The 26,085-nt window shown below is 35.8% G+C and carries 26 protein-coding genes; 15 read left to right on the top strand and 11 right to left on the bottom strand.

Annotated features, from left to right (window positions below; genetic code table 11):
• Positions 1-35: 35 nt before the first annotated feature.
• From ACQ33O_RS02550 to ACQ33O_RS02515, 8 genes are all read left to right on the top strand, one after another.
• Positions 36-416 (top strand): GxxExxY protein, encoded by a 381-nt coding sequence (locus ACQ33O_RS02550; protein ID WP_430993985.1) that lies wholly within the window; start codon positions 36-38, stop codon positions 414-416.
• Between the two features lie 47 nt (positions 417-463).
• A complete protein-coding gene (metH, locus tag ACQ33O_RS02545; protein WP_430993984.1) occupies positions 464-3,184 on the top strand; it encodes a methionine synthase in 2,721 nt (906 codons plus the stop codon).
• Between the two features lie 95 nt (positions 3,185-3,279).
• Complete coding sequence (locus ACQ33O_RS02540) at positions 3,280-3,714, top strand: FKBP-type peptidyl-prolyl cis-trans isomerase (RefSeq protein ID WP_430993983.1); 435 nt, start codon at positions 3,280-3,282, stop codon at positions 3,712-3,714.
• A gap of 18 nt (positions 3,715-3,732) precedes the next feature.
• Positions 3,733-4,560, top strand: a complete 828-nt coding sequence (locus ACQ33O_RS02535; protein WP_430993982.1) for a hypothetical protein — start codon at positions 3,733-3,735, stop codon at positions 4,558-4,560.
• A gap of 9 nt (positions 4,561-4,569) precedes the next feature.
• Positions 4,570-5,337: an exodeoxyribonuclease III gene (locus ACQ33O_RS02530; protein ID WP_430993981.1), complete on the top strand. Its 768-nt coding sequence runs from the start codon at positions 4,570-4,572 to the stop codon at positions 5,335-5,337.
• Positions 5,338-5,388: 51 nt separating this feature from the next.
• A complete protein-coding gene (locus ACQ33O_RS02525; protein WP_430993980.1) occupies positions 5,389-5,694 on the top strand; it encodes a DUF4286 family protein in 306 nt (101 codons plus the stop codon).
• Between the two features lie 256 nt (positions 5,695-5,950).
• Positions 5,951-6,253, top strand: a complete 303-nt coding sequence (locus ACQ33O_RS02520) for an HU family DNA-binding protein (protein ID WP_430993979.1) — start codon at positions 5,951-5,953, stop codon at positions 6,251-6,253.
• Positions 6,254-6,340: 87 nt separating this feature from the next.
• Complete coding sequence (locus tag ACQ33O_RS02515; RefSeq protein WP_430993978.1) at positions 6,341-6,445, top strand: 30S ribosomal protein THX; 105 nt, start codon at positions 6,341-6,343, stop codon at positions 6,443-6,445.
• 87 nt (positions 6,446-6,532) lie between these two features.
• Here the strand turns inward: ACQ33O_RS02515 and pdxH are convergent, their stop codons facing one another.
• From pdxH to ACQ33O_RS02500, 3 genes are all read right to left on the bottom strand, one after another.
• The gene (gene pdxH, locus ACQ33O_RS02510) at positions 6,533-7,174 is read right to left on the bottom strand and encodes a pyridoxamine 5'-phosphate oxidase (protein ID WP_430993977.1); all 642 of its coding nucleotides are present in this window, start codon (positions 7,172-7,174) and stop codon (positions 6,533-6,535) included.
• A 79-nt stretch (positions 7,175-7,253) separates the two neighbouring features.
• Positions 7,254-7,868, bottom strand: a complete 615-nt coding sequence (locus ACQ33O_RS02505; protein WP_430993976.1) for a Yip1 family protein — start codon at positions 7,866-7,868, stop codon at positions 7,254-7,256.
• Positions 7,869-7,956: 88 nt separating this feature from the next.
• A complete protein-coding gene (locus tag ACQ33O_RS02500; protein ID WP_430993975.1) occupies positions 7,957-8,442 on the bottom strand; it encodes a hypothetical protein in 486 nt (161 codons plus the stop codon).
• Positions 8,443-8,648: 206 nt separating this feature from the next.
• Here ACQ33O_RS02500 and ACQ33O_RS02495 point away from each other — a divergent pair, with 206 nt between their 5' ends.
• The 3 genes from ACQ33O_RS02495 to ACQ33O_RS02485 are packed head-to-tail and all read left to right on the top strand — an operon-like array spanning position 8,649 to position 11,556.
• Complete coding sequence (locus ACQ33O_RS02495; protein ID WP_430993974.1) at positions 8,649-9,191, top strand: RNA polymerase sigma factor; 543 nt, start codon at positions 8,649-8,651, stop codon at positions 9,189-9,191.
• Entirely contained in the window at positions 9,188-10,516 is a 1,329-nt protein-coding gene (locus tag ACQ33O_RS02490) for an outer membrane beta-barrel protein (RefSeq protein ID WP_430993973.1), read from the top strand. Before ACQ33O_RS02495 ends, ACQ33O_RS02490 begins: the two co-directional genes overlap by 4 nt.
• Positions 10,517-10,569: 53 nt before the next feature.
• Positions 10,570-11,556 carry a hypothetical protein gene (locus ACQ33O_RS02485; protein WP_430993972.1) on the top strand — a complete coding sequence of 329 codons (987 nt, stop codon included), beginning with the start codon at positions 10,570-10,572 and terminating at the stop codon, positions 11,554-11,556.
• A gap of 61 nt (positions 11,557-11,617) precedes the next feature.
• Here the strand turns inward: ACQ33O_RS02485 and ACQ33O_RS02480 are convergent, their stop codons facing one another.
• Genes ACQ33O_RS02480 through ACQ33O_RS02455 form a run of 6 tightly spaced genes read right to left on the bottom strand, consistent with a single transcriptional unit; the run spans position 11,618 to position 17,316 of the window.
• Positions 11,618-12,325 (bottom strand): glycosyltransferase family 2 protein, encoded by a 708-nt coding sequence (locus ACQ33O_RS02480; protein WP_430993971.1) that lies wholly within the window; start codon positions 12,323-12,325, stop codon positions 11,618-11,620.
• Entirely contained in the window at positions 12,326-13,276 is a 951-nt protein-coding gene (locus ACQ33O_RS02475) for a D-2-hydroxyacid dehydrogenase (RefSeq protein ID WP_430993970.1), read from the bottom strand.
• A 12-nt stretch (positions 13,277-13,288) separates the two neighbouring features.
• Positions 13,289-14,068 (bottom strand): aldolase/citrate lyase family protein, encoded by a 780-nt coding sequence (locus ACQ33O_RS02470; RefSeq protein ID WP_430993969.1) that lies wholly within the window; start codon positions 14,066-14,068, stop codon positions 13,289-13,291.
• Between the two features lie 14 nt (positions 14,069-14,082).
• Complete coding sequence (locus tag ACQ33O_RS02465) at positions 14,083-14,847, bottom strand: class I SAM-dependent methyltransferase (protein WP_430993968.1); 765 nt, start codon at positions 14,845-14,847, stop codon at positions 14,083-14,085.
• Positions 14,847-15,587, bottom strand: a complete 741-nt coding sequence (locus tag ACQ33O_RS02460) for a class I SAM-dependent methyltransferase (protein WP_430993967.1) — start codon at positions 15,585-15,587, stop codon at positions 14,847-14,849. The genes ACQ33O_RS02465 and ACQ33O_RS02460 overlap by 1 nt, the downstream gene beginning before the upstream one ends.
• A gap of 34 nt (positions 15,588-15,621) precedes the next feature.
• Complete coding sequence (locus ACQ33O_RS02455) at positions 15,622-17,316, bottom strand: DUF6044 family protein (RefSeq protein WP_430993966.1); 1,695 nt, start codon at positions 17,314-17,316, stop codon at positions 15,622-15,624.
• 153 nt (positions 17,317-17,469) lie between these two features.
• Between ACQ33O_RS02455 and ACQ33O_RS02450 the strand changes: the two genes are divergently transcribed.
• The 3 genes from ACQ33O_RS02450 to ACQ33O_RS02440 are packed head-to-tail and all read left to right on the top strand — an operon-like array spanning position 17,470 to position 20,044.
• On the top strand, positions 17,470-18,429 hold the full coding sequence (locus ACQ33O_RS02450; protein ID WP_430993965.1) for an aldose 1-epimerase: 960 nt from the start codon (positions 17,470-17,472) through the stop codon (positions 18,427-18,429).
• A 4-nt stretch (positions 18,430-18,433) separates the two neighbouring features.
• Positions 18,434-19,588, top strand: coding sequence for a galactokinase (gene galK / locus ACQ33O_RS02445; RefSeq protein ID WP_430993964.1), 1,155 nt, complete (start codon positions 18,434-18,436; stop codon positions 19,586-19,588).
• A 27-nt stretch (positions 19,589-19,615) separates the two neighbouring features.
• On the top strand, positions 19,616-20,044 hold the full coding sequence (locus ACQ33O_RS02440; RefSeq protein ID WP_430993963.1) for a cupin domain-containing protein: 429 nt from the start codon (positions 19,616-19,618) through the stop codon (positions 20,042-20,044).
• A gap of 6 nt (positions 20,045-20,050) precedes the next feature.
• Here ACQ33O_RS02440 and ACQ33O_RS02435 read toward each other — a convergent pair whose 3' ends face one another.
• A complete protein-coding gene (locus tag ACQ33O_RS02435; RefSeq protein WP_430993962.1) occupies positions 20,051-21,952 on the bottom strand; it encodes an ABC-F family ATP-binding cassette domain-containing protein in 1,902 nt (633 codons plus the stop codon).
• A 189-nt stretch (positions 21,953-22,141) separates the two neighbouring features.
• Here ACQ33O_RS02435 and ACQ33O_RS02430 point away from each other — a divergent pair, with 189 nt between their 5' ends.
• On the top strand, positions 22,142-24,592 hold the full coding sequence (locus ACQ33O_RS02430; RefSeq protein ID WP_430993961.1) for an SLBB domain-containing protein: 2,451 nt from the start codon (positions 22,142-22,144) through the stop codon (positions 24,590-24,592).
• Between the two features lie 24 nt (positions 24,593-24,616).
• On the opposite strand, the gene ACQ33O_RS02425 is transcribed toward ACQ33O_RS02430, so the two are convergent.
• A complete protein-coding gene (locus tag ACQ33O_RS02425; protein WP_430993960.1) occupies positions 24,617-26,065 on the bottom strand; it encodes a right-handed parallel beta-helix repeat-containing protein in 1,449 nt (482 codons plus the stop codon).
• Between the last annotated feature and the right edge of the window lie 20 nt (positions 26,066-26,085).

The following is a 26,085-nucleotide window of genomic DNA, read 5'->3' as shown; positions in this document are numbered from 1 at the left end:
GAACACAAAGTTTAGCACGAAGAACACAAGGATTTATGACAGAGAATGAATTGTCAAAGATTGTATTTGAATGTGGGTTAAAAGTTCATAGAAATTTAGGACCGGGACTATTGGAAAGTGCTTACGAAGAATGTTTGTTTCACGAACTCAAGAAAACTGGTGTTTATACTGAGAAACAAAAAGGGTTGCCATTGGTTTACGAAGAAGTAAAATTAGATATTGGTTATAGAATAGATTTGATATTAGAAAACAAATTAATAGTAGAAATAAAATCTGTAGAAACATTAAACGATATTCATATCGCACAGTTGCTTACTTATTTGAAATTATCGGGCTGTAAGCTTGGTCTTTTAATAAATTTTAATTCTGTATTATTCAAAGATGGAGTAAAACGAATCATAAACGGCACTTTGTGAACCTTGTGTAACCTTAGTTTCCTTTGTGGTTAAATAATAAATAGAACATGAGTGAACAAACACATATAAAACCTTTTTTACGCCTGAGCGGATTAGAGCCATTGGTCGTTCGTCCGGAAACAAATTTTGTGAACGTTGGTGAACGTACCAATGTTACAGGAAGTAAAAAATTTGCACGCCTGATCAGAGATGGTCAGTATGAAGAAGCTTTGTCTGTTGCAAGACAACAAGTAGAAAGTGGCGCACAGGTCATCGATATCAATATGGATGACGCTATGTTGGAAGGCGTAGAAGCAATGACCACCTTTCTAAACTTAGTACAGGCCGAACCTGATATTGCTAAAGTGCCGATCATGATCGACTCTTCTAAATTTCAGATCATAGAAGCCGGGTTGAAGTGCGTACAGGGAAAATGTATCGTGAATTCTATCTCCATGAAAGAAGGCGAAGAAAAATTCATTGAGCAGGCATTCATTTGTAAAAGTTACGGAGCATCGGTAATTGTAATGGCTTTTGATGAAGTAGGGCAGGCAGATACAAAAGATCGCAAAATTGAAATTTGTCACCGAGCATACAAGATACTAACTGAACAAGTGGGGTACGATCCTGAAGACATCATTTTTGACCCGAATATTTTTGCAGTAGCAACAGGTATCGAAGAGCATAATAATTATGCAGTAGATTTTATAGAAGCCACCAGGGAAATAAAAAGATTAATGCCGCTTACTAAAGTAAGTGGGGGCGTAAGTAATGTGTCTTTTTCTTTCAGAGGAAATGATCATGTAAGAGAAGCAATACACAGTGTGTTCTTATATCATGCTATCAAAGCCGGTATGGACATGGGTATTGTTAATGCAGGCCAGCTGGTGGTCTACGATGAGATCGAACCTACATTAAGGAATCTTTGTGAAGATGTTTTATTGAATAGAAACAATGATAACAACGAAGCAACAGAAAAATTAATTGCTTTCGCCGATACGGTAAAAGCAAAAGGAAAAGAAACAGTAAAAGACGAAAGCTGGCGTTTAGAAACTGTAGAAAAACGTTTATCGCATTCGTTGGTAAACGGAATCACAGAATATATTGATGCAGACACAGAAGAAGCAAGACAAAAATATCCTAAACCGTTGGATGTAATTGAAGGTCCGTTGATGGATGGGATGAATGTGGTAGGAGATCTGTTTGGTGCAGGAAAAATGTTCTTGCCGCAGGTGGTGAAAAGTGCAAGGGTAATGAAAAAAGCAGTTGCTGTGCTTACGCCTTATATCGAACAGGAAAAAGAAGATAGAAAACAAGCGCATTTGGCTGCAGGTACAACAAATGAAGAAGCTGCAGGTGCTGCCAAAATATTATTGGCCACCGTGAAAGGTGATGTACATGATATCGGCAAAAATATTGTGGGTGTGGTATTAGGTTGTAATGGATATGATATCATTGACCTTGGTGTAATGGTGCCAACCGACAAAATTTTAGAAACGGCGATCAAAGAAAATGTTGATATTATTGGCTTAAGCGGATTGATCACACCTTCATTGGATGAAATGGTGCATGTGGCACATGAAATGAAACGTAGAGGGATGAAATTACCTTTGTTGATTGGAGGAGCTACAACAAGCCGTATGCATACCGCTGTTAAAATTGCTCCGCAATACGATGAAGGGGTAGTGCATGTATTAGACGCCAGTCGTAGTGTAACCGTGGCCGGTAGTTTGTTAAGTAAAGAACAAAAGCCTGATTTTTTAAATAGTATTAAAAATGAATACGAAAAATTGGCAGTTGATTTTGGTAATAAAAAATCGACCAAAGCATTTTTGACCTTTGCCGAAGCACAAAAAAATCCGGCAGCAATTAACTGGAATAATTTCAAGCCGGTTGCTCCAACATTTACCGGAACAAAAACATTTAACAACTATGACCTTGCCGAAATAGCTGAATATATTGATTGGCAACCGTTCTTCATTGCATGGGAAATGCATGGCAAGTTTCCTGCAATACTAACGGACAAAGTGATTGGTGAAGCTGCTACTAATTTATACAATGACGCTCAAAAATTATTGACACAGATCATAGCTGAGAAATGGTTGAATGCAAGAGGAGCAATTGGTTTCTGGCCCGCTAATAAGGTAGCTCCTGATTCTGTAGATGTTTTGGCTGATAAAGAAGTGGTAAAACTGGAATTCCTTCGTCAGCAAATTAAAAAGGCAGACGGACAACCTAATTTATCATTGGCAGATTTTATTGCTCCTGCAGAGATGAACTATCAAGATCATATCGGAGCTTTTGCAGTAACAATAGAAGGCATTGAACCGCATATCAAAAGATTTGAAGCGGCTCATGATGATTATAATAAAATTATTTTGCAAGCGTTGGCCGATAGGTTGGCAGAGGCATTTGCTGAAGTATTGCATAAAAAAACAAGGCAAGAGTATTGGGGTTATGCTACAGATGAGCATCTTACCAATGAACAATTGATCAGAGAAGAATATTTAGGCATTCGTCCGGCACCTGGCTATCCTGCTTGTCCTGACCATACCGAAAAATATAAATTATTCAGTTTGTTAGGTGGTAAAGAAGCCACGGGTATTGAATTGACAGAATCTTTGGCAATGTATCCTGCATCATCTGTATCTGGATGGTATTTTGCTAATCCGGAAAGTAAATATTTTGGTGTCGGTAAAATAAGTGAAGATCAGTTGAATGATTATGCCAAAAGAAAAGGTATGAGCATTGAAGACGCAACAAGATGGTTGAGGCCGATTTTGGAGTAGTTTAAGAGGTCAAATAAGTTTAAGAGGTTGAAAAAGTTGTAAACCATTAAACGTTAAACCTTTTAAACGCCTTTAACCTCTTAAACTTACAACAAATGTCAGCAGCAGAAAAACTAAAAGCAATGAGAGATGAAAAAGCAGCAGCTAATTTATTAGCAGGAGAACAATTCCTTGCAGAAAATGCAAAAAAAGAAAATGTAGTAAGTTTACCAAGTGGTTTGCAATATGAAATTTTAAAAATGGGAGACGGCGAAAAGCCATCTTTACATCATACAGTTACCTGCCATTATCATGGTACGGTTATTAACGGAACTATTTTCGATAGCTCTGTGCAAAGAGGCACCCCAGCAAGTTTCCCTTTGAATGCGGTAATCAAAGGTTGGGTTGAAGGGCTGCAACTTATGCCGCAAGGAAGTAAATGGCGGTTCTTTATTCCGCCACACTTGGGTTATGGAGAAAGGCAAGTGAGCTCAGTCATCGGACCAAACAGCACACTTATTTTTGATGTAGAATTAATTTCTTTCCGTTAGACGAATAATATTTTTTCAATGAACATACAAGCAACTCTTTTTAAATCTCTTTTCATTTTTAGTTTTTCATTTTTTACTTGCTCTCTTTATGCACAAAAGAAAAAGAAAGAACGAAAAAAAGAGTTTTATTTTTCCTGGGGTTATAATAAAGAGTGGTATACAAAAAGCAAAGTAAAGATTGATCAACCTTCATTAGGAAATAAATACACTTTTGTTGATGTTATCGGCAAAGATCATCCTGGGTGGAATGAAGATGGCGGGATCTTTAAAAAAGAGCTTACCATACCTCAATACAACTATCGTTTAGGACTTTTCCTCAACAAAAAAAAAGACCTGGCAGTTGAAATAAACTTTGATCATACTAAATTCATTTTTGCTGATCAACGAGTAAGAATAAAAGGAACATTGAATAATGCTCCGGTTGATAGTCTGATAGATTTTAATAAAGCAAACGGTTATTATTATTATCTGAATAACGGGGCTAATTTTCTTTTATTCAATATTGTAAAACGCTGGCATTTGTATAAAAACAATGCCGGAACATTTAAAGTAGATGCATTAGGTAAAGTGGGAATAGGTCCGGTAATACCTCATGTAGAAAATTCATTTTTTGGAAATACCAACACGCCGCATTTTCAAATCGGCGGCTGGAATACAGGCGTAGAAGCAGCCCTAAGAACTACATTCTTTGATTATGTATATCTGGAATTTTCGAACAAAGCGGATTATGCCCGTTATGCTGATTTGAAAATATTTGAAGGAACAGCCAAACATGCTTTTGGAACTTACGAAATGATCCTTAGCTTAGGCGTAAATTTCCCTGTTGGAAGTAAAGTAAAAAACTAAATTTATTTTATGCGTATCATCTCCTATAATGTAAACGGCATAAGAGCTGCTTTTAAGAAAGGTTTTATAGATTGGCTGAAAACAAATCCGGCAGATATTATTTGTTTGCAGGAAACTAAAGCAACTAGAGATGATGTGGATTTTAAACAGTTAGATGAACTAGGATTTCATCATCACTGGTTTAGTGCACAAAAAAAAGGCTATAGCGGCGTGGCTATTTTTTCTAAGATCAAACCCGATAATATTGAATACGGTTGTGGTATAGAATCGAGTGATAGCGAGGGAAGAGTGATACAAGCAGATTTTGGAGACATAAGATTGATCAATGCCTACTTTCCATCAGGTACAAGCGGTGACGAAAGACAAGCCTTTAAGTACGTGTGGTTAGATGAGTTTCATGCTTATCTGAATAAACAAAAAAAGAAATTTCCTAAAATGATACTGGTGGGTGATTATAATATTGCTCACAATGAAATAGACATACATGATCCTAAGGGAAATAAAAATTCTTCGGGTTTTTTGCCGGAGGAAAGAAACTGGCTGACTAAATTTTTATCAAGCGGCTGGATAGATACTTTCAGGGAGTTTCATCCAGAGCCTCATCGCTATAGCTGGTGGAGTCAGCGTTTTCCTTCGGTAAGATTGAATAACAAAGGCTGGCGTATCGATTATATTACAGTAACCGAACCGTTAAAAAAGCAATTGAAAGATGCCGATATTTTTCCTGATGTAAAGCACAGCGATCATTGTCCGATTTTTCTGGAACTAAAGAAATAAGCACAGTACACTTTCTTATTTCTTATTTTACATTTCTTATTCCTTATTACAATGATCATTTACAACGTTACCATCAAAGTACACGAATCTATTCATCAGTCATGGCTTAAGTGGATCAAAGAAGAGCATATTCCCCAAGTTATTGCTACGGGTTGTTTTACACATGCTGTTATTTTACAGCTACTTGAAGTAGATACTTCTGAAGGGCCAACTTATGCCATACAATATCATGCAGAAAGCAAATCGTTGTACAATAACTATATCGAAAATCATGCTTCTATAATGCGTCAAAAATCTTTCGATAAATGGGGAGATAAATTCATCGCATTCCGCTCGGTAATGCAGGTTGTTAACTAAATGTGCAAAACAAAAAAATACATTTTGTTTAATAAAAAAGGTTTGTATATTCCCCAAAAACCGCATGGATAAAGGATTTCGCCCCGGTTCTTCTGAAATGCTTACTGGCAAAGGGTTTTAAGAGATGCTCTTGTATTTTTCATTTTTCATTTTTCATTTTTAATTCAACAAACCCCTTATTCCTTGCGGTTTGCAGCGAATTGTTAAAAATCTTTTTTGATAAAAAAATTTTGTTGCAATTAAAAACCTTCTATATTTGTTACAGTTAAAAATTTTTAAAAAAAATATCATGAACAAAGCAGAATTAATTGCAAAACTTGCAGATGATGCAGGTGTTACAAAAACACAAGCAAACGCCGCTTTAGACTCTTTTGTAGAAGCTGTTACAAAAACTTTAAAAGGTGGTGGTAAAGTTACTTTAGTAGGTTTTGGTACTTTCTCAGTATCTAAAAGAGCTGCACGTAATGGTCGCAACCCTCAAACAGGTGCTGTTATCAAAATCAAAGCTAAAAAAGTTGCTAAATTTAAAGCCGGTAAAGAATTATCAGCTAAATTGTAATGCTTGAGCAAACAAATTAAAAGAGCAAGATGTAATTACTTATGTCTTGCTCTTTTCATCTACATTCATTTATAAAAATATATTATTATGGGACGTGGCGATATCAAAACAAAAAAAGGAAAGATCACTAAAGGTTCTTTCGGAAAAAGCAGACCTGCTAAAGTGAAGAAAGCAGCTAAGAAAAAAGCATAATTCTATTTACGATTTACGATTTTAGATTTACGATGTACTTTTAATATCGGATCAAATCGTAAATCGTAAATCTCACATCGTAATTATCTAGGGGGCTAGCCTTTCTATCTTCCAGCCTCCATCTTCCTGCAAGGTATATAAGATCCTGTCGTGCAAGCGACTAGGCCGGCCTTGCCAAAATTCTACCGTAGTTGGTTTTACTATATATCCCCCCCAATGCGGCGGACGAGGAATAGGATCATTACTAAATTGTTCCTTAAATTTTACCACATTTTCTTCAATTACATCTCTGTTAAATATCGGTAAACTTTGTGGCGATGACCATGCCCCGATCTTACTGGCTTCAGGTCTTGAATTGAAATATGCATCACTTTCTTTTTCACTCACCCTTTCAGTAATTCCTGTTATTCTTATTTGTCGTTCTAATTCTTTCCAGAAAAAAACCAGACAAGCTTTTTTCCCTTCATCTAATTCTTTTCCTTTATTGCTGTTGTAATTGGTGTAAAAAGTAAACCCTCTTTCATCAAATCCTTTTAATAAAACTATCCTGGCAGATGGCGTGCCGTCACTCTTTACTGTTGCAAGTGTCATTGCATTCACTTCATCTATTTCACTTTTAATGGCATCGTCCCACCATTGTCCAAACTGTTGTAAAGGGTCTTGCGACACATCCTTTTCGGTAAGTGTGTGCTGTTGATAATCTTTTCTTATTGCTGCAATTGTACTCATGTTGAATACAAATTTAGGTAAATAAAAAAGCATCCTGAAAAATCAGAATGCTTTATTGTATATAGAATGATGATGAATGCTACTTGAACTTAAACAGATCATCCATTCCCATTGCAAATGGATTACCTACAATACTATATACCACTTTGGTAAGAATAAGATTTACAACAACCGAAACCACAATAATAATCAGGGCTCCCACCACCATATATACTACAACCTGATCCTGGGGTGTTTTCTTTAACTTAGGTAAGCCAATGTAAAAAAGGTAAATAGCATACAATGCAAGGATACCTAAAAAAGACAAAGCCGGTAAAATACTGAAAATACCTGCAACATAAGCTGCTGTTGATGAATAGGCCACCAGTTGTGCAGATTTATTGATGTCTTTTTCCGACTTAAAAGTTGGAGCCAATGCATCAATAACATAAGTAGAAACATAATAGCTAACAATTGAGCCCAAAAAAGACATGATGCCTAAAGCCAATCCATATTTTATTCCGCCTACTTTTATTCCAAAAACATCAACCCCTATTAATCCCATTCCAATGAAGGTTGCAACTGCCGGAATTAAAGCCATTGGAATAACATAGCTTGTAAGTAGCATTGGAGGAGTAGTTGATTCTCCATTAATAACATCCCATTCAGTTTTGGGAGTAATGATAATATTCTTTACTCTTTCAATTAGATTCATATGCGTTAAGTTTTAGATATGTAATGTAAAAAAAGGATTTGATGAATACAACTCTTGCCTGAAATATTTTTACCCAACTTAAGCAGGATTATTCTTCTTCGATATTGGATGCAGACTCATAATTAGCCAAAAGACTTTCCAGCTCAGCAATTTTTGAGTTTTGTTGCACAAGAATAAGATTTCGATCGTTTAGTTCCTGCAATTGATTTTGTAGATCTTCGAGTTGTGTTTGAAGATAAGTGTATTGTTGTTGTACATCTTCTAACCGATGTTCAACACTAACGGAATCGGTTACCTGCTTTTCAAGATCAGATTGAATGGTTTTTGTTCCCTCGATATTATGTTGTAAAGTATCAATATTATTTTCCAGTTGCTGAACTTCTGCCAGATAGCTATCTAAGCTGCTTTGGTAGGCTGCAGATTCTGCCAGTTTTTTTTCAAGACTTTCTATCTTATTCTTACGCATAGCCAATACCTGTTCGCAATCCTGCAATTGCTCTTTCAGGCTCTCATTTTGAGCCATCAATCTGGTAAGTTCTTTAAAAAGTTCTTCTTTGTTAAAATCGGCGTCCATTTGCTGGCTGAATTTTTATAACCAACTGATATTTTACAGGTTATATTTTTTAATTTGTCATATCAGTGTCCTGAAATTAGTTTTTTTTGAATAAACCGTAAAATTTAGCCCGTTTTTTGTAACTTAATAGCAATAAATCCTGCCGGGCAGCGTATTATCTGCGTATAGTATCTGTAAAAAAACGGCTTGATAAAAAAGAAAGGAATTTGACCGAAGAGCAATTGATAAGAGCCTGTATTAAGGAAGATGCCGCTTGCCAAAAAGAGGTATTCAACCGTTATAGCGGCCGTATGTTGGGCGTGTGCCAACGGTATGCCCGTAATGCAGCCGATGCTGAGGATATTTTGCAGGATGCCTTTATAAAGGTTTTCGACAAAATGCATCAGTTCAAATTTGAAGGTTCTTTTGAAGGTTGGATAAGAAAGATCGTGGTTAACACGGCCTTAAAAAAATATACATTAACCCGTTATTCAAAAGAATTATCGGGCTATGAAATAAGGGATAGAGATGAAAGCGTTTTGGATCCATCGGTGTATGCTCATCTAACCCAAAAGGATCTGATGGAACTTATAAATAATTTACCCGATGGATACAGGATAGTTTTTAACCTGTATGTGATCGAAGGATATCAACACGATGAGATTGCTGAAATGCTGGGCATTCAACCCGGAACAAGCAGAAGTCAGTTGGTAAAAGCAAGAATGATGTTACAAAGACAAATAACCGAAATGCAAAAAATTGCTGTATGAGCGAAGAAAGGAATTTTGATAACTATATAAAAAATGAACTCAGTGGATTTTCAACCACTGTGTCTCCGCATGTATGGGATAACATTGTGGCGGCAAGAAAAAATAGAAAGCCCGCCGGCTTTTGGTATAATTTTTTTAATACCAAAAATGTTGCAGTGTTGGTAGGAGGGGTGATTGTTGCATCATTGGCTGCATGGTTATTATCAGGTGGCAATAATTCAAACGATCCACAAAAAGTAAATACAGTGGCTGCTGTTAAAGGTCATCAAAGTGACGATAGTAAAGTTCAATCAAGAGATCAACATATTTCTAATCAACAACAAGCAACTGATTCTAAAATTGTAAACACAGAAAATAGTAATAGCATCAATGCTCAATCGGCTAAGTTTTCATCAGGCAATAACCGGATAGGATTAAATAAAGATCAGGTCTACTTTCCTCTTGCCGATTATAATGATCTTGTGGTAAATGATGATGCACTCGATCTGCAGAAAAAAATAGCAACAAGAAATATTTTGTCCAATAAATTACTGCTGATCGAATTCCCCGAAAGAGCAACGACTTTTTTACAAAACAGAAAATTTCCCAACGTAACAGTGCCTTGCCCCACAGTTGAAGATGGCGCCGCAGGTGATAAAACTTACATAGAAGTTTACGCCGGCCCGGATTTTACCATCAGAAATTTTACAGATACAACACAGTCCGAGTATCTGGCAAAACGTAAAGCAAGTACAAAAGTTTCTTCTGCCTACAGTGCCGGAATAAGAATAGGGAAAGTGTTCAAAAATGGGGTGAGTGTAAAAGCCGGATTGAACTATAGCCAGATAAATGAAAAATTCACTTTCGTACAAAATAATTTGGTACAAGTTACCTATATCATTGATCCTAATACAGGAGATACTACCGGAAGCTACACGGTAACGGGCACACGAAAAAAGACAACCTACAATAAATACAAAACAATAGATATTCCTCTGATGGCAGGCTATGAAATAGGTAATGGCAGACTGCATGTAAATATTAGTGCAGGTGCAATGATAAATGTTTATAGCTGGCAAAGAGGAGAAGTGTTGGATACCAACTACCTGCCTGTTTCCATAACAACAGGCAAGTCAACAACATCTCCTTATCAGTTCCGAACCAATGTTGGTGTTGGTTTAACAGGAGGTATAGGTGTGTATTATAAATTGACAGATCAAATGCATGTTTTAGCAGAGCCATATTTCAGGTATAACTTAAATCCTATGAGCAAAGAAACTCTTACGCTGGAGCAGAAGTATAATACCATCGGACTGCGTTTAGGAATTAGAGTAGATTTAAAATAACAGGCAGCACAATCAAAACACAAAGTATCTGAAAGAAGGACATAGTATAGACAATGAGAAAATTTATTAATTTATTTACGGTATTAGTTTGCGGATTTGTTTTCATCGGCTGCACTAAAGATTCTGATGTATTTGTAATTGATCCCGGACAGGTTACAGGGCCCAGCGATACCTGGTATGGTGATATGAATGAAAATATGTTTGCATCTAAATTGCAGAATGCATTGGTCTTTGCAGCAGATAGAGACAGTATTGATATGGACAATGCTGTTCATACGGTTGCTTTTCCTTCCGGCTTAGTTTGTACTTTTCCTGCAAATGCATTTGTTACATCAGCAGGGGCTACAGTAGATGGCAGAATTGCAGTAGAAGCCTATCTTTTAAAGAAGAAAGGAGATCTTATTAAAATGTCAAGACCAACAATTTCTGACAACAGAATGTTAGTTAATGGAGGAGCAGTATTTATTCAAGGGAAAAAAGAAGGAGAAGTGTTGAAACTGGCTAACGATAAAAAAATTAAAATTCAGTTTGAAAATAATTATGTTTCCCAGGCAATGAAGTTGTTCGATGGTGATAACACAGATCCATATATGTTTAATTGGAAACAATGTGGCGATACGATATCAAACAATTTTAACAGAGTGCTTTTTACTTCAGCCGGGTATGAATTTTATACAAATCGTTTGCGTTGGATGAACTGTAATTATTTTTATGATATTGCAACAGATGATTCTGTGAAAATAAGCTTAATGCTGCCAACAAATTTTACAAATGCGAATACATTGTCTTTTGTAGTGTTCAATGATATTTCAACAGTGATTAAAATGAAAGGAAGTGTTGCGTTGAAAAAATTTATAAGTACGGCGTTACCTTCAGGGAAATCTGTTAGAATTGTGACTTTAACCAAAGAAGGAAACTTCTATTACCTTGGTCATAATGGTTTTGTTACCAGTAAATCATCTGCCGATTACCAAAATATAAATATAAATCCTGCAAGAGTTAGTTTAGAGGAGTTGAAAAGTTATTTAGATAATTTATAGTTGTTCATGATTGCTTGCTATTAAAACGCTTCAGAAATTTCTGGAGCGTTTTTTTATTGAATTAATGTTGAACAATGCTGTATGCGTTTTCAGGTAATATTTTCTCGTGCAGGAAGAAAAAATTCATAATGCCTTTCATACCAACTTTCCATCTTTTTGTAAAAGTGTAATTACTTTTTGATAAATTATTTGCAGCTCTAATGTATGGGACGCTTATACAATTCAATTTTTTTCGAGCAATAATTGAGAGCAGGTAAGGCTTAGATCCCGTATAGGCCAATAGGGGACTAATAGATTCTTTTTTAATGGCAAAAAACATGCATGCGTCGGCAGGCAATCTTTTTTTGCTTAATAAATGCAATATGTATTTAAATGTTTTGGCTGAAAAAAGTTTGGAACTATTTTCATACCGTCCGCTTCTGCCGCTGAAAGCTACATCGACTGAATCATTTATTTTCTCAACAAGTTTGGGAATAAAGTCCGGCCTGTCTTGAAGATCGGCATCCATTGCTACGGCAATATCTCCTGACGCATATTTTAAACCAAGCAACACGGCAGTACTCTGTCCATTATTTTCTTTTAATTTTATTACCGTCGTGTTTTTTTTAATTGACGATAAAACTTCTAAAGAGTTATCTCTACTGCAATCGTCAACAAAAACGATCTCATGTTCCCAGTTATTTTTAAAGCTGCAATCTGCTAATTGATTTGCCAGCGCTACAAGTGTTGCAGCATTATTAAAAACCGGTATCACATAACTTACTTTCATTTAATAACCTTTAGTAATATCAACAATATTTTGCAGCGACTCATTGTTGATGTATCGTTTAAAATTTTCTTCAAAGAATTGTTCGTATTGGAAAGGAGGCTTTAGTTCTCTTGTCCTCGCCATATGTGGCGAAACAAAAAGATTCTTGATTGTCCATGCAGTATGCTCTGGATTCAATGGCTCATCGTCGAATACATCCAATGCGGCTGCATGAATTTTATTGGTATTTAAGTGTTCGTACAAAGCTTTTTCATCAATGGTGCCGGCTCTGCCGATATTGATGAGTATTGCATTTGCAGGGAGCTGCTGTATTTCGGTTGCGCTAAAATAATTGATCGTTTCATTTGTATATGGCAGTGCAAGGATTACAATATCAATTGTCGGAAGTATTTCCTTCCAATGTTTTTTTGTTCCTTTCTCATCAATAAAAAACTGCACTTCAGTATTTACTCCATATATCTTCGTTCCAAACATTGATAATTTTTCACCGATCACTTTTCCTAAACTGCCATAACCGATGATCATTGCATTTTTTTGCGAAAGTAATGGTAGTTGTATCGGTCTCTCCCATTGATGCAAATGCTGAGCATCTCTTATCAGATGAAGGTTTCTATGAAGCGTAAGAACAAGTCCGATCGTATGTTCACAGATCTCATCATTATAAACACCTCTTGCATTTGTAACAATTATGTTTTCAAGAAGAGTGCCGCATCTTTTCAAAATATAATCAATACCAACCGAGTTGGTTTGTAACCACTTTATCTTTTGTTTATTGAGTGGGAGACTTTCGCAAAGATGATGATTGCCCATTACCACCTCGGCATTTTCGATTAATTGTGCAGCAACAGTTTTATCTGTGGTATGCACAATATTCCAATCAGGGGCAATGTTTTGAAGATTGCTTAGGTGTTGCTGACTGACTTTATATAAGAGAAGTAGCGTTCTCTTCATTATAGTTATAGATTAATCTAAGAATGATCTTAATTGTTCGTTTGTTTCTGATACAGTCGTTGGCTTTATTTGCTGTAGACTATTCCTTATTTCACTTACCAATTTGTCAGCTCCATAAATTTGAAGGTCCTTTAAAAATGCTCTTCTTAAAAAACTAAAATTTATATCAAGATTTATATACTGTTGAATTAGGAGTTTTGCAGGAATAGGATATCCTTCATCCGGATGAGTCATACCACCTACACCTACCGGAATATTTTTGAAGGTTGATTTGACTGTCCGTACTGTATCATCCACCAATGGTAAAAACATGTTTGCAGATTTACGACTTATCTGAAGATCGTTTAATCCTACATAAACCCTTGACAGGGGTAGATTATTAAATGTTTCTACTTTTTGTACAGCACTATCCGTTTCAATGAGTATGCCCATTTTGCATCTGTTGTTAACTAGCTCTAACGCATTATTCACCTCACTTTTATCTTCTACCATCGGTAAAAATATTTCGTCGGCACCGCTGTTTATTGCAAGGTCAATTTCAGCAGCAGAATATTCGTGGTTAAATTTATTGATACGGCAGATTATTTTCCCGGAAATATTTTTTCGCATATTGATAAGATCATCAACAGTGTCATAATTTATCTGAGTAGGATAGCCACTCTGTCTTTCGTTCTTTCCCTTGTTTTCCCAATCAATTATAATTGCATCAACACCAGCCTGAAGACACTCTTTTGCTATGTTTATATTTGTTGTAAATAATAAGAGTTCAAAACTATCTTTATTAAATTTCATTATTAGTTTTTAGGTTAAGATTTTGTTGCCACTACAATGCAACTGGTTCCAAAAGGAATACGAATGCCCGATTGTATGCATCTGCATTCCCACTGTAAAAATTTTCCGGCTAATTTATTAAGCCGGGGTGAATTAGATAAATGCTCTTTATTTCTCCTATTATCTTTTTTATTTTTGGTAAAACCAAGCTTTTCAGGCAGCACTCTCAATAAAACAAACGGTAGATAAAGCAAAGAAAAAAAATATGATCTTTGTTGAACTACAAATCCTGCCTCAGTAAGTTTAGCAGACATGTTGCTTGTTGTATATCTTCTGAAATGCCCTATCTCTCTATCAATAGAAGTTGTGATATGACTGAATGCAGGAACTGTAATAACAATGCCGCCTCCCGGTGCAATCTGTTGATACAGTTGTTTAAGCATTGATAAGTCATCTTCTATATGTTCCAGTACATCGGCCAACAAAACAACCGATAGTTCTGTTTTTTTAAAATCCTGTATGGTTGATAATATGGTTGATTGAATACCTCTTTCCTTAGCGATTGTAACGGCATCGGGTAAAGCTTCTACCAATACACAGTTATATCCGTTGTTGATCAGCGCTTTTGAAATTGGCCCGTTGCCACCACCAAGATCATAAATTGTTGGAGTGCCACTAATGTTTTTCTTTATTGCTTTAAGGATAACGGATGTTCTGTGTTGATACCAGAATGAATCATCTTCTATTTTTTTAGTAAGATGATGTGCCTCTACCGGATATGATACTTGTACAGTGTTCATTAAACGTTCAGAGGTTTGGTGGCAGATATTAATTGAAATGCCATAACAGGTGATAATACTGCTGCCTTTGATAGCATATGATCTAGCTTGCCACCAATTTTTTTATTATAGATAGCCGGAGGAAACGCACCAAAGCGATGAATACCTACATTTTCAAATTCAGCAAAATTCAAAGCCTTTGTTATATTTTTTCTTGTCATATCTTTTAATCCTTTCTCTCCTTCGTAGCTCATGCCCGGTGTAAACCAAATCTGCATATGAAATAAAGGATTGTAGGGATTGGGTTCTAGAAAAATTATTTTTCCTCCCGGTTTCAACAATCTGTACATCGATTGAAAACAGGTATGTAAGATGTGAAGATGGTGTAACACCATAAATCCGATCACATAATCAAACTGCTCGTTTAATTCTTCCGGTGCTTCAATGATGTCCGCTAAATGAAGTTTTACAGGGAAACGGTTATCGTTATATCTTAGAAATTGTTGCAATAAAAAAGCATTAAGGTCAAGTCCTTCTACTTTGTACCCCTTTGCCAGCATATTCAATGTGTACTTACCCATGCCGCAACCTACATCCAGTACTCTGTCTGTTTTGGTGATCTTACCGTAATTGATCAGCTCATCCACATGCCGATTTACATAAGGCGTATTAGCCGGCACCATCGTCTTTTTTATTTTCTGACTGAAATACTCAAGCTGAATATTATTATAATACTGTATAGGAGACTTTATGATCGACATCCGGTTCTCAATAGAGGTTTAAGGTTACACGAATTTACTTCATTTTATACAAATAGAGCTTGTAAAATGCATTTTCAAAATGATTCATTAATACAAGTGAATTTGATTGGTCAGAAATTTCTGCTGAAGAAATAATAAAATCGCATTCAAGATTTTTGAGTGCCATAAAATTCCAATGCACTTCCTGTGGGCTTTTCATCGGGTTTAATTTATCGGCTGGAATTTGAAAATCGCCTTTTTCTATAAGACCAACTGTTTGCAAATAACAAAAATGCCCTCTTGTTTCAAATTCATTCGATCCAAATCGTTGATTGATCAACACAAGATCATCTTTGATCACTTCTTTGAATTTATTTCTATAGTCGAGTGGATAATTATTGATGTATCCATCTACTGTATATAATCCATTATAAGATGCAACAGCCGGGTCAATGCCGAATGATGCAACTTTATATTGGTTAACCGGTAATGCAATGGTTTGTTTTATTTTTTCAAACAGATCCGGAGAATAATATCCGTTAAAGGGCCTGTACGCTTTCTGCCATTGCAGTCCTAATAAAGGTTTCCAAAGTGGTGATAGTCGTACTGCAAAAGGAAACATCGTTAGCAATAAAATATAACTGATCCATTTTTGTTTGAATATGGATAATACGAATGCAGCCATGATAGCATAGGCCATTGCCTGAAAGAAAATTTCAAAGACAAACATTTTATAAAAATGATACATCCGAAAAAGCATGAATTTCTCTTGTAAAAATTTTAAAGTATCGCTATTAAGAATAATAACCCTGCATTGAAAAAACACGATGCCCAATGTGATAAATAACAACAATTTAAACTGAGAGGATTTCGATCTATACATTGAGTACAGTACAATTGCACATACGATGAATATCTTACGGGCAAAAATATGTTTTGCAAAAAATGCAAGATTGTGTGGTTCGTCCGCTATTGCTATATTTCCCATTTGATGCGCCACACCGTTCAATACAAACCCTTTTCTATGAGATATAAAGTAACTGTCGAATAACAGATTATTGATCGTTGGAAAATTGTTCAGGTAGTAAAGACCTGTCATTACTACTATCGCAGTCAATAATTTGATGCCGGTCTTTTTGTTCTTGAAAATAAAATATACAGATAACAAACCCCAGGCACTAAGTATAAAAATACCGACCGATTGAAAATTTGATAAAAAGGGATAAGCGATTAAAAATATCCAATCCTTTTTGGTTTCTTTTTCTTGTACGAAATGAATACAAACCATTATCAATAATGGTAATAATGATAAGCTAAGGCCAAATGCATAAGTGTATTCTCGAAATCCAAAAACAACGGCAGCAAGAACAGCTGCTGCTATGTTTCCCTTTGTGAGATATTTAATTGCAAATGCATACATGGCAAAACAACCAACCATGTGAATTAGAAATATGTGGATAGCAGCAGCATAAAAAGAAGAAAAGATCAGGTTCAGTACGAAGAACAATGAATAGCTGTTGACCAAAGTAAATCTTGGTAATCCATTCATGTATTCTGCAATGATGGTAGAAGGTTTACCCCAGGCATATTGTGATTGTGCTACAATTTTATTCCATACGTAATAACAATCAAGGTTGTCAACGATCGGGAAGATGGTGTTCTTGCCATAAATAAAAAACGGAAAGAAATACACCAATCCACAGACTGCTAAAAATAAATAAGCCTTTTTATTATCGTTGATGAATGTCATTAAGGATATAATTCTCTGCAATATAAAAACTATCTTTCGTGAAACGGCAATAACAATGTTGTAGCGAACTAATATTACTCAATTCGTAACACTATCAAACGAGCTATGTTTTAGTGATTTGATAAGAAGTATTTAGTATTTTCACAGAACGATATGAGTTTTACAATTGAAAATAGAATTGAAGACGGCTTCGCTAAGATTATTTTACAGGATAACAACAGTGATACATCTGTTGAAGTAATTCCTGCATACGGAGCAATTTTACATGCTTTCAAGGTGTTGAATAATGATCAAATAATAAATGTAATAGATCATTATGATCATGCAGCAGATTTTGAAGCAAATGTAGCTGCTAAGGGATTTAAAAGTTGTAAACTTTCGCCATTTGCCTGCAGGGTAAAAAATGCAACCTATGTTTTTGGGGATACAAAATATACAATCCAAAAATTCTTGTTAGGTGAGCATGCATTGCATGGATTATTGTATGATGCAGCGTATGAAGTTGTTGCTCAGGGGTCAGGAGACGAACATGCTACGGTTTCAATGCAATATGATTATGAAGGTACGGATGCTGGGTATCCTTTCTCTTATTGTTGTATCATAACCTATAAGCTGCAAAAAAATAATTTACTTACTATCTCTACCGATATTATCAACACCGGAAATAACTTAATGCCGATACAGGATGGCTGGCATCCGTATTTTACATTTGGTAGCAAGGTGGATGATCTTTTACTTGAATTTCAGAGTAAAGAACAAATGATCTTTGATGAAACAATGATACCTACCGGGGAGAAGATTCCTTATCAAACATTTGGCTCTCTTGAAAAGATTGGCAACACAAAATTTGATGATTGTTTTGCGTTGAACTTTGCCGAGTGTCAACCCATGTGTGTATTAAGGGATAAAGAAAGGAAGATGCAAATAGAAATAATTCCTGAGCAGAGTTATCCCTATCTACAAATTTACACACCGGATCATCGCAATAGCATTGCTATTGAAAATTTGAGTGCACCTCCGGATACTTTTAATAATGCTATAGATTTAAAAGTGATTGAACCGAATGAAAAGATCAATTTTACAACCGCTTATAAGATCACCTTACTAACCTGATTCCATGAATGCTATTGCCAACCGAGTTCACAAAATTTTTTCTGAGAGTTTTTCTGCAGAGCCAAGATTGTTTTTTTCACCGGGACGAATCAATCTCATTGGCGAACATGTAGATTACAATGATGGCTTTGTAATGCCTGCTGCCATTGATAAAGGGGTATATTATGCACTGGAAAAAAATGAAACCGACGAATGTCATTTTTATGCTGTGGATTTTGATGAGTGGTTTTCTGTAGCTATTCTATCAATTTCAAAACAATCGGGTTGGAAAAATTATTTACTAAGTGTAGTGAATGAGTTTCTATTGCTCAATAAAAAGATAAAAGGATTCAACTGTGTATTCAGTGGCGATATTCCACGGGGTTCCGGTATAAGTTCGTCTGCAGCTGTAGAGGGAGGACTGGCATTTGCGCTGAATGAAGTTTTTGATTGTGGACTGGATAGGGTTGAGTTGGCAAGATTGTGTCAGAGAGCGGAACATAATTTTCCTAATGTTAAGTGTGGTATCATGGATCAGTTTGCCAATATGATGGGTAAGCAGGATAATGTGTTACTATTGGATTGTAAAAGTTTGGAGCATCAATATTTTCCGTTGCAACTCGATGGCTATAAGATTGTATTACTTAATTCAGGGGTGCATCATTCTTTAGCAAGCGGTGAGTACAATATACGCAGACAGAGATGTGAAGAAGGGATGAGTTTTTTTAAAACGAAACTAAACATACAGTCTTTCAGAGATATACATAATGCAGATAACATACTGCCATATAAACCGGAGATGAAACCGGAAGTATATGATTGCTGCAAGTATGTAATTGAAGAAATAGGAAGAACCAAAAAGGCTGCAACATGCCTGCAGCAAAATGATCTAATTGCATTCGGCAAACTTATGTATGCTACTCACGAAGGGTTGAGTAAATTATACCAGGTAAGTTGCGAAGAGCTGGATTTTTTAGTTGAACAGACCTTAAGCAATGATGCTGTTATTGGCTCAAGGCTGATGGGAGGTGGTTTTGGGGGCTGTACGATCAATCTGGTTGCTGAAAATGCAGTAGATGATTTTATTGCTAAAGCTAGTGGAGCCTATTTGCACAAATTCAACAGAAACCTCGAAGCCTATGTAATGCAAACAGGTAATGGAACAAGCGAAATAAAATAGATCTTTCTTTATTTTAAATATTAAGATATGAAAAAGCTAGCGCCCGCTATAATGTTTTGTGGCCTTACATTGTTGCTGATCTCCTCTGTTATTGGCAAACAAAATCAGCAATCTGGTTATACGCTTGAACATGAAAAAGACATTGTAGTTACCGAAGCCGGTCCACACAGCGGTGGAGGTAGTACTAAGGCCTATAAATTTTTTAAAAAAGAACAGAATTCAAAACTTCAGTTTACAAAGCGTATCCTAAGGCCCGGAGCAGCAATCGGATACCATTTACAAAAAGAAGAAGAGATATACTATATCATAAGTGGAAAAGGAGAGATGATGATGAACGGAGAAACTTTTAATGTAGAAGAAGGTGATGCCATTCTTACACATGCCGGTAGTTCTCACGGATTAAAACAAACCGGGTCCAAAGAATTGGTGATGATCATTAATTACGAGAAAAAGTAGTTTGACTTATATTTTTTCACTCAGCTCCAACCACCTCATTTCTTTCTCATCGAGTAATTGAACAATATTCCCGATCCTTTCAGCAGCTTTCTGTAATTCTTCAAAACCCAATTTGCCCTCGTTCATTGCAGCTTCTAAATCAGCTTTCTCTTTTTGCAACAATGGTATTTCCTTTTCAATCGATTCAAATTCAAATTTTTCTTTAAAAGATAATTTTTGTGAAGGAGCTTTTGTTTGTTTTACCGGAGCTTCAATTACTTCTTCAACTTTAGGTGCTTGTTTGATGATCTGTCTTTCATCTGTAAGACTGCCACTTGCAATAGCGGCCCGGTATTGAGTATAGTTGCCCGGATAGTCTCTGATAACAGCGTTACCTTCAAAAGCAAAAAGATGATCCACCATTCTATCCATAAAATATCTATCATGACTTACAATTAAAATGCATCCCGGGTAATCCATCAAGAATTCTTCCAGTGTACGCAATGTTTGCAGATCAAGGTCATTGGTTGGTTCATCCAACACTAAAAAATTAGGATTTAGAAAAAGTACACTCATTAAATGCAGTCTGCGTTTTTCACCACCACTTAATTTGCTCAGTGGTGTAAATTGTTGCTCTGCCGAAAAACCAAATTTCTCCATGAACTGACTGGCACTTATTTTAGAACCATCTGCCAGCGGAAAAAACTCGGCCATGTCTTTTACATATTCAATAGCACGTTTATCTTCTTTATATACCAACCCTTCCTGACTGAAATTTCCAAAAACTACAGTATCACCATGATTGATTTTGCCGCTGTCAGGTTCTTCCAACTGTAAAGCAATTTTTAAAAAAGTTGATTTGCCTACACCGTTCTTTCCAACTACACCGATACGTTCGCCACGTTTAAATGTATAATCAAAGCCTTTCATAATGTGCAGGTCGCCGTAACTCTTATAAACTTTTTTCAGTTCAAGAATTTTTCCACCAAGCCTTGTCATCTTTACTTGCAGACTAACTTCTTCTACTTCTTTCTGTTGTTTTACTCTGTCTTCCACTTCGGCAAACGCATCCTGTCTGCTTTTGCTTTTTGTAGTACGGGCTTTTGGTTGCTTACGCATCCACTCCAGTTCTTTTCTGAAAATATTTTTATCTTTTTGCAGTTCGCTTTGCTGCACTTCAATGCGTAAACTTTTTTGCTCTAAAAAATTATCATAATCGCCTTTGTACACATATACTTTTTCTTCGTCGATTTCAACTATTTCATTGCACACAGCATCTAAAAAATAACGGTCATGTGTAACCAATAACAAAGTAAGTTTTGATGCCGAAAGATAATCTTCCAGCCATTCGATCATGCTTACATCCAGGTGGTTAGTTGGTTCATCTAGTATCAATAAACATCTTCCTTGATGAAGATCGGCTTCGATTAATGCTTGGGCTAATGCAACTCTCTTTTTTTGCCCGCCACTCAGATTGCCTACTTTCTCATTCAGGTGATGAAGGTTCAACTTTCCTAATATCTGTTTCAAGTCACTTTCAAAACTCCAGGCATTCAGGTCATCTAATTTTGCCATTAGTTCGCTGAGTTTGTCTATGTCTTCAGACCCTTCTTCTAAAAATTGTTCATATTCTTTCACCACTTTTACAACCGGGTTGTCTAAACGAAGCACATTGTCCCAGATGGTTTTGTTACTGTCAAAGTCGTTATCCTGTTGCAGCATTACCACTTTAATGTCCTTATGTACCCATACAGTACCCGTATCAGGCGTATCCAAACCCGTAATGATCTTTAAAAGAGTACTTTTTCCACTGCCGTTTCGGGCAACAAGGGCTATTTTATCTCCTTCTTCTATATTTAAAGTGATATTTTGAAAAAGGGTTCTTACCCCGAAAGATTTACTGATATTTTCTATTGAAGCGTAATGCATGGCCGCAAAGGTAACCTCAAAAGGGTTGTTTATACTAATTTGACTATTAATAAGCTATCAAATCATTGAAGTCTTAAAAATGGTGCTGGCTAACAAAATGGGTAAAATATCAGTAAAATGTTAGTAACTTCGTCAGCAATTTTGCACCTTGATTTTCAATTAAATAAAGGGGTATAAAACTAACTGGTTATGCAGATAATACGATTGGGGTTATTCATTTTTATAAGTATTCTACTTAGCGCTACACAATGCCAAGCACAAACGTTGCTCGATTTTGGAGATATGAGCAGTGCAAAGATCGATTCATATAGCGATGACGAATTAAGGGCTTTTTATGTAAAAGCAATAGAGTCGGGTTTAACAGAGGCTCAATTGTACAAACTGGCAACCGAAAAAGGCCTTTCTGATGCCGAATTGATAAAATTGCGTAACAGGCTGCAAAATATTGCCACAGTAAAAAAATCGACCAGTATAAAAACCACGGATGATAACCAGCTAACCGATACCAGAAAAACTGATTTTCAGCATGAATACGATACCATCAAAAAAAGCCTGCCTTATCAAAGTTTTGAAAATGATACGGAAATATTCGGCTCTGAGCTTTTCACAACAAATAGCACAGCATTTGAACCCAACCTTCGTATTCCAACGCCGGCCGGTTATATTTTAGGCCCCGATGATGAGATTCTATTAAATGTATATGGCGTTAGTGAAAAATCATACAATCTAAAAGTTAATGAAGAGGGCTTCGTATATATTCAAAATGTTGGGCCGATTTATGTTAACGGGCTAAGTATGGATCAAGCAAGTGAAAAGATAAAAGCAAAGCTTGCTTCTACAATTTATCGTGCCATTAATTCAGGCCAAACCAAAGTGCAGTTAACCCTTGGTAAAATTCGGAGCATAAGAGTTACTGTGATCGGTGAAGCTAAAAAGCCGGGAACATTTACGGTTTCCTCACTTACAACATTGTACAATGTGTTATATCTATGTGGTGGTCCTTCAAATAAAGGGTCGTACAGAGAAATTCAATTGATACGTGGTAATGAAATAAAAAGAACAGCTGACCTATATTCTTTTTTATTAAAAGGAAATCAAAAAGACAATCTTTTGTTGCAAGAAGGAGATATCATAAGAATACCCTATTCTAAAAATAGAGTAAGCATCAAAGGAGAGGTAAACCGCAAGGGCAAATTTGAAATGTTGGACAAGGAAAATTTTAGCGATCTATTGGAATTTTGCGGAGGGTTTACCGATAATGCTTATAGAGGTATTGTAAGTGTAGAAAGAATTGCAGAGAAAGAAAGAACAATGATAGATTTGACAGCGGATCATTTTAAAGATTTTAAAGCTAAAGGAAGCGATGTATATACTATAGGTAAATTATTAGATAGGTTTGAAAACAGAATCACTATATCAGGTTCTGTATTCAGGCCCGGCCCTTATCAATTAACTTCAGGTATGACAGTGAAAAACCTTATTGAAAAAGCCGGCGGAATCACTGAAGATGCTTATACATCCAGAGCTACAATCTTCAGAAGTAATATAGACAAAACCCCTACTACTTTATCTGTTAGCCTTGATTCTGTTTTAAGGTTCAATCAAAATGTTTATTTGTTGAAGGATGACTCAATTGCAATACATTCTATTTTTGATTTTAAAGAAAAGTATACTGTAAGAGTAGAGGGGCAGGTTAAAAAAGGAGGAGATTTTAAATGGAGAGAAAATCTGACAGTTAGAGATTTATTAATGTCAATTGGTGGCTTGACGGATTTTGGTGATTCTACGAATATTGAAATTTCAAGAAGGATTAAGAATGCCGATGTGCGTAAAGTTAATCATGAGCAGACAGAAGTTTTTGTTGTAGACCTTACTGCCGGCAAAGATGTGTCCTTACAACCATATGATATTGTGCTTGTAAAAAATCTTCCGGGTTATTCATATCAACGTAAAGTATTGATACAAGGAGAAATTTTGAGTCCGGGTCAGTACAGTTTGAGCAAAAGTGGCGATAGAGTGAGTGATGTTTTTAAAAGAGTAGGCGGATTTAAAGCTGCTGCAGATACATCAGCTGTTACAATCAGACGATATGTTCGTTCCGAATTAAGCACAGAAGAAAGAGAAAGAATATTTAAAAGAGTTTTAAATGTAAATCTCGATACCATTACAACCGACGATAGATTAAAAGGAGAGATATACAAAACTTATGTGATGATAAGTATCGATCTTAGCCAGGCTCTTAAACATCCCGAAAGCCCAGAAAATTTGATTCTAGAAGATGGGGATGTTATAACAATTAATAGAAATAATAATTTGGTGAAAGTGTCGGGGGAGGTTTATTTTCCAACTTTAGTACCATATGATGGCAATGTAAATCTTCGTTATTATATAAAACGTTCGGGCAATTATACAGGAAGGGCCAGAAAGATCAGAACCATGGTAATATATCCTGACGGAAGAGTTAAAACGGTAAAAAGATTTTTATTTTTCAAGAGCTATCCGAAGATCACTCCACGATCTGAAATTTTTGTGCCCGAAAGAATTGCTAAAAACAAAGGAAAGATATCTACAGGCGAATGGGCTCTGATAGTATCTGCGTTAGGGATTGTGGCCAATGTTATAATAACTTCGAGAAACTAAAGCACGACTTAGCGTTTTTTTCGTTTACTTTTTCTTTTTATAAAGTAAGGATACTTTTTTAAATGTATTCCCACTAACAGTATTATTTTGAATGCTATTAGATAGGTTCATTTCATCACCTACAGTTATTCCTGTTCCCACATTTGAAATAGTATTATCTATGCAAATATTACCCTTGGCAGTAAGTTTGTTGTTGAATTTCATGCCATCAGCATAAAAATTCTTATTATTTGCTATCACTTTAATGCCTGTCTGATTGTCTTTTGCATTACCTGTTATGTAATTTTTCTTGATAGTATTGTTATTCGCTCCATGCGATACACGTATGCCGGTAAGTGCAAAGTTTTTTACAATATTCTCGGTTATGATATTATTGTTGCAGTTGATGTATGATTTTATGCCATCACCTTCTACACCTAATATGCCATCAATGGTATTTCTTTTGATCTTATTGTAGTTGCAATTAAACGCCAGGTGTATGGCTGTAGAACCTGAATTAATAATTGTATTTCGTTCAATTAAATTATTATCCGAGCAGGAAATGATTATTATCCCCCTGTTACTGCAGCCTTCAATTCTATTATTTAAAATACTATTGTTGCAACTGTTAGGTAACGAAATGCCATGAGATCCACCCGTGATCGTATTATTCATTATGATATTCTTCTTTGTTTTAGAAGCAACGTAATGCTTGTTTTTTCTGTTTAAAGTAGTAGCGGCACCATTATTCTTATAGCCTTCATATGAAGCAACTTGAATGCCGATACAGGTTTCATTAGATCGCGGAATAATGAAAGGTTCCATTTGTAAATACCAACCACCCTGCATTTCAACAACACAGTTCTTTACAATATTCAAACTACAAGCTTTCCCGGTTTTTGTAGCAAACAGTCCGATGCCAAATTTTTGGGGGTTAATAATTTTTACAGAATCAATTATACAATTCATTGCATTGATCAATCTGATGCCTCCAAGCATTGCAAAGTTTTCTATGTTAAATTCTTTTTCCGGTTTTTGCAGATCGATACTCAGCGATTGGATGGTAATATTTTTTGTAGCTGCCGATTGATTAAGACTGTAAGATCTTTTTCCGGTAAAGATGGCCGTTTGCCTGGCTTCATCTGTTCTTGCCGGTAAATTATTGATCAATCGCAAAATGGTTTTATCAATTCCTGCTCCTGTAATTGTGATGCTATCATTTAAAAGGAAACCTCTGGAGATATAGAATACACCTGCAGGGATCCTTATGTTTTTTATATTATTTTTTTCTGCATGATCAAAAGCTGCATCAAAAAAGGCGTAGTTGTCAACCTGTCCATTGTCTGCTACAATACCAAAGTCTCCAATATCTACCCATTTATTTTGAGAAAGAACCTTACCTGTAAATGCCATCAATCCAAGCCATGCAACTAAAATTTTACAGCATCTATTTATTTTACCGAGGCTTAATACTGAAGATATTTTAATTCTCATCGTGACTGCTTTTTGTTAAA

This window comes from Ferruginibacter sp. SUN002, assembly GCF_050611725.1.
In the GTDB taxonomy this organism is placed as follows: domain Bacteria; phylum Bacteroidota; class Bacteroidia; order Chitinophagales; family Chitinophagaceae; genus Ferruginibacter.
Note: the sequence above shows the minus strand (reverse complement) of the source record. Positions and strands in the feature narration are given on the sequence as shown.

Coding starts and splice junctions, on each gene's coding strand:
- ACQ33O_RS02550 (WP_430993985.1), top strand. CDS start 36: ATGACAGAGAATGAATTGTCAAAGATTGTATTTGAATGTGGGTTAAAA.
- ACQ33O_RS02530 (WP_430993981.1), top strand. CDS start 4,570: ATGCGTATCATCTCCTATAATGTAAACGGCATAAGAGCTGCTTTTAAG.
- ACQ33O_RS02430 (WP_430993961.1), top strand. CDS start 22,142: ATGCAGATAATACGATTGGGGTTATTCATTTTTATAAGTATTCTACTT.
- ACQ33O_RS02440 (WP_430993963.1), top strand. CDS start 19,616: ATGAAAAAGCTAGCGCCCGCTATAATGTTTTGTGGCCTTACATTGTTG.
- galK (WP_430993964.1), top strand. CDS start 18,434: ATGAATGCTATTGCCAACCGAGTTCACAAAATTTTTTCTGAGAGTTTT.
- metH (WP_430993984.1), top strand. CDS start 464: ATGAGTGAACAAACACATATAAAACCTTTTTTACGCCTGAGCGGATTA.
- ACQ33O_RS02535 (WP_430993982.1), top strand. CDS start 3,733: ATGAACATACAAGCAACTCTTTTTAAATCTCTTTTCATTTTTAGTTTT.
- ACQ33O_RS02470 (WP_430993969.1), bottom strand. CDS start 14,068: ATGAAATTTAATAAAGATAGTTTTGAACTCTTATTATTTACAACAAAT.
- ACQ33O_RS02450 (WP_430993965.1), top strand. CDS start 17,470: ATGAGTTTTACAATTGAAAATAGAATTGAAGACGGCTTCGCTAAGATT.
- ACQ33O_RS02465 (WP_430993968.1), bottom strand. CDS start 14,847: ATGAACACTGTACAAGTATCATATCCGGTAGAGGCACATCATCTTACT.
- pdxH (WP_430993977.1), bottom strand. CDS start 7,174: ATGAGTACAATTGCAGCAATAAGAAAAGATTATCAACAGCACACACTT.
- ACQ33O_RS02460 (WP_430993967.1), bottom strand. CDS start 15,587: ATGTCGATCATAAAGTCTCCTATACAGTATTATAATAATATTCAGCTT.
- ACQ33O_RS02480 (WP_430993971.1), bottom strand. CDS start 12,325: ATGAAAGTAAGTTATGTGATACCGGTTTTTAATAATGCTGCAACACTT.
- ACQ33O_RS02500 (WP_430993975.1), bottom strand. CDS start 8,442: ATGGACGCCGATTTTAACAAAGAAGAACTTTTTAAAGAACTTACCAGA.
- ACQ33O_RS02540 (WP_430993983.1), top strand. CDS start 3,280: ATGTCAGCAGCAGAAAAACTAAAAGCAATGAGAGATGAAAAAGCAGCA.
- ACQ33O_RS02425 (WP_430993960.1), bottom strand. CDS start 26,065: ATGAGAATTAAAATATCTTCAGTATTAAGCCTCGGTAAAATAAATAGA.
- ACQ33O_RS02455 (WP_430993966.1), bottom strand. CDS start 17,316: ATGACATTCATCAACGATAATAAAAAGGCTTATTTATTTTTAGCAGTC.
- ACQ33O_RS02505 (WP_430993976.1), bottom strand. CDS start 7,868: ATGAATCTAATTGAAAGAGTAAAGAATATTATCATTACTCCCAAAACT.
- ACQ33O_RS02490 (WP_430993973.1), top strand. CDS start 9,188: ATGAGCGAAGAAAGGAATTTTGATAACTATATAAAAAATGAACTCAGT.
- ACQ33O_RS02485 (WP_430993972.1), top strand. CDS start 10,570: ATGAGAAAATTTATTAATTTATTTACGGTATTAGTTTGCGGATTTGTT.
- ACQ33O_RS02475 (WP_430993970.1), bottom strand. CDS start 13,276: ATGAAGAGAACGCTACTTCTCTTATATAAAGTCAGTCAGCAACACCTA.
- ACQ33O_RS02515 (WP_430993978.1), top strand. CDS start 6,341: ATGGGACGTGGCGATATCAAAACAAAAAAAGGAAAGATCACTAAAGGT.
- ACQ33O_RS02435 (WP_430993962.1), bottom strand. CDS start 21,952: ATGCATTACGCTTCAATAGAAAATATCAGTAAATCTTTCGGGGTAAGA.
- ACQ33O_RS02525 (WP_430993980.1), top strand. CDS start 5,389: ATGATCATTTACAACGTTACCATCAAAGTACACGAATCTATTCATCAG.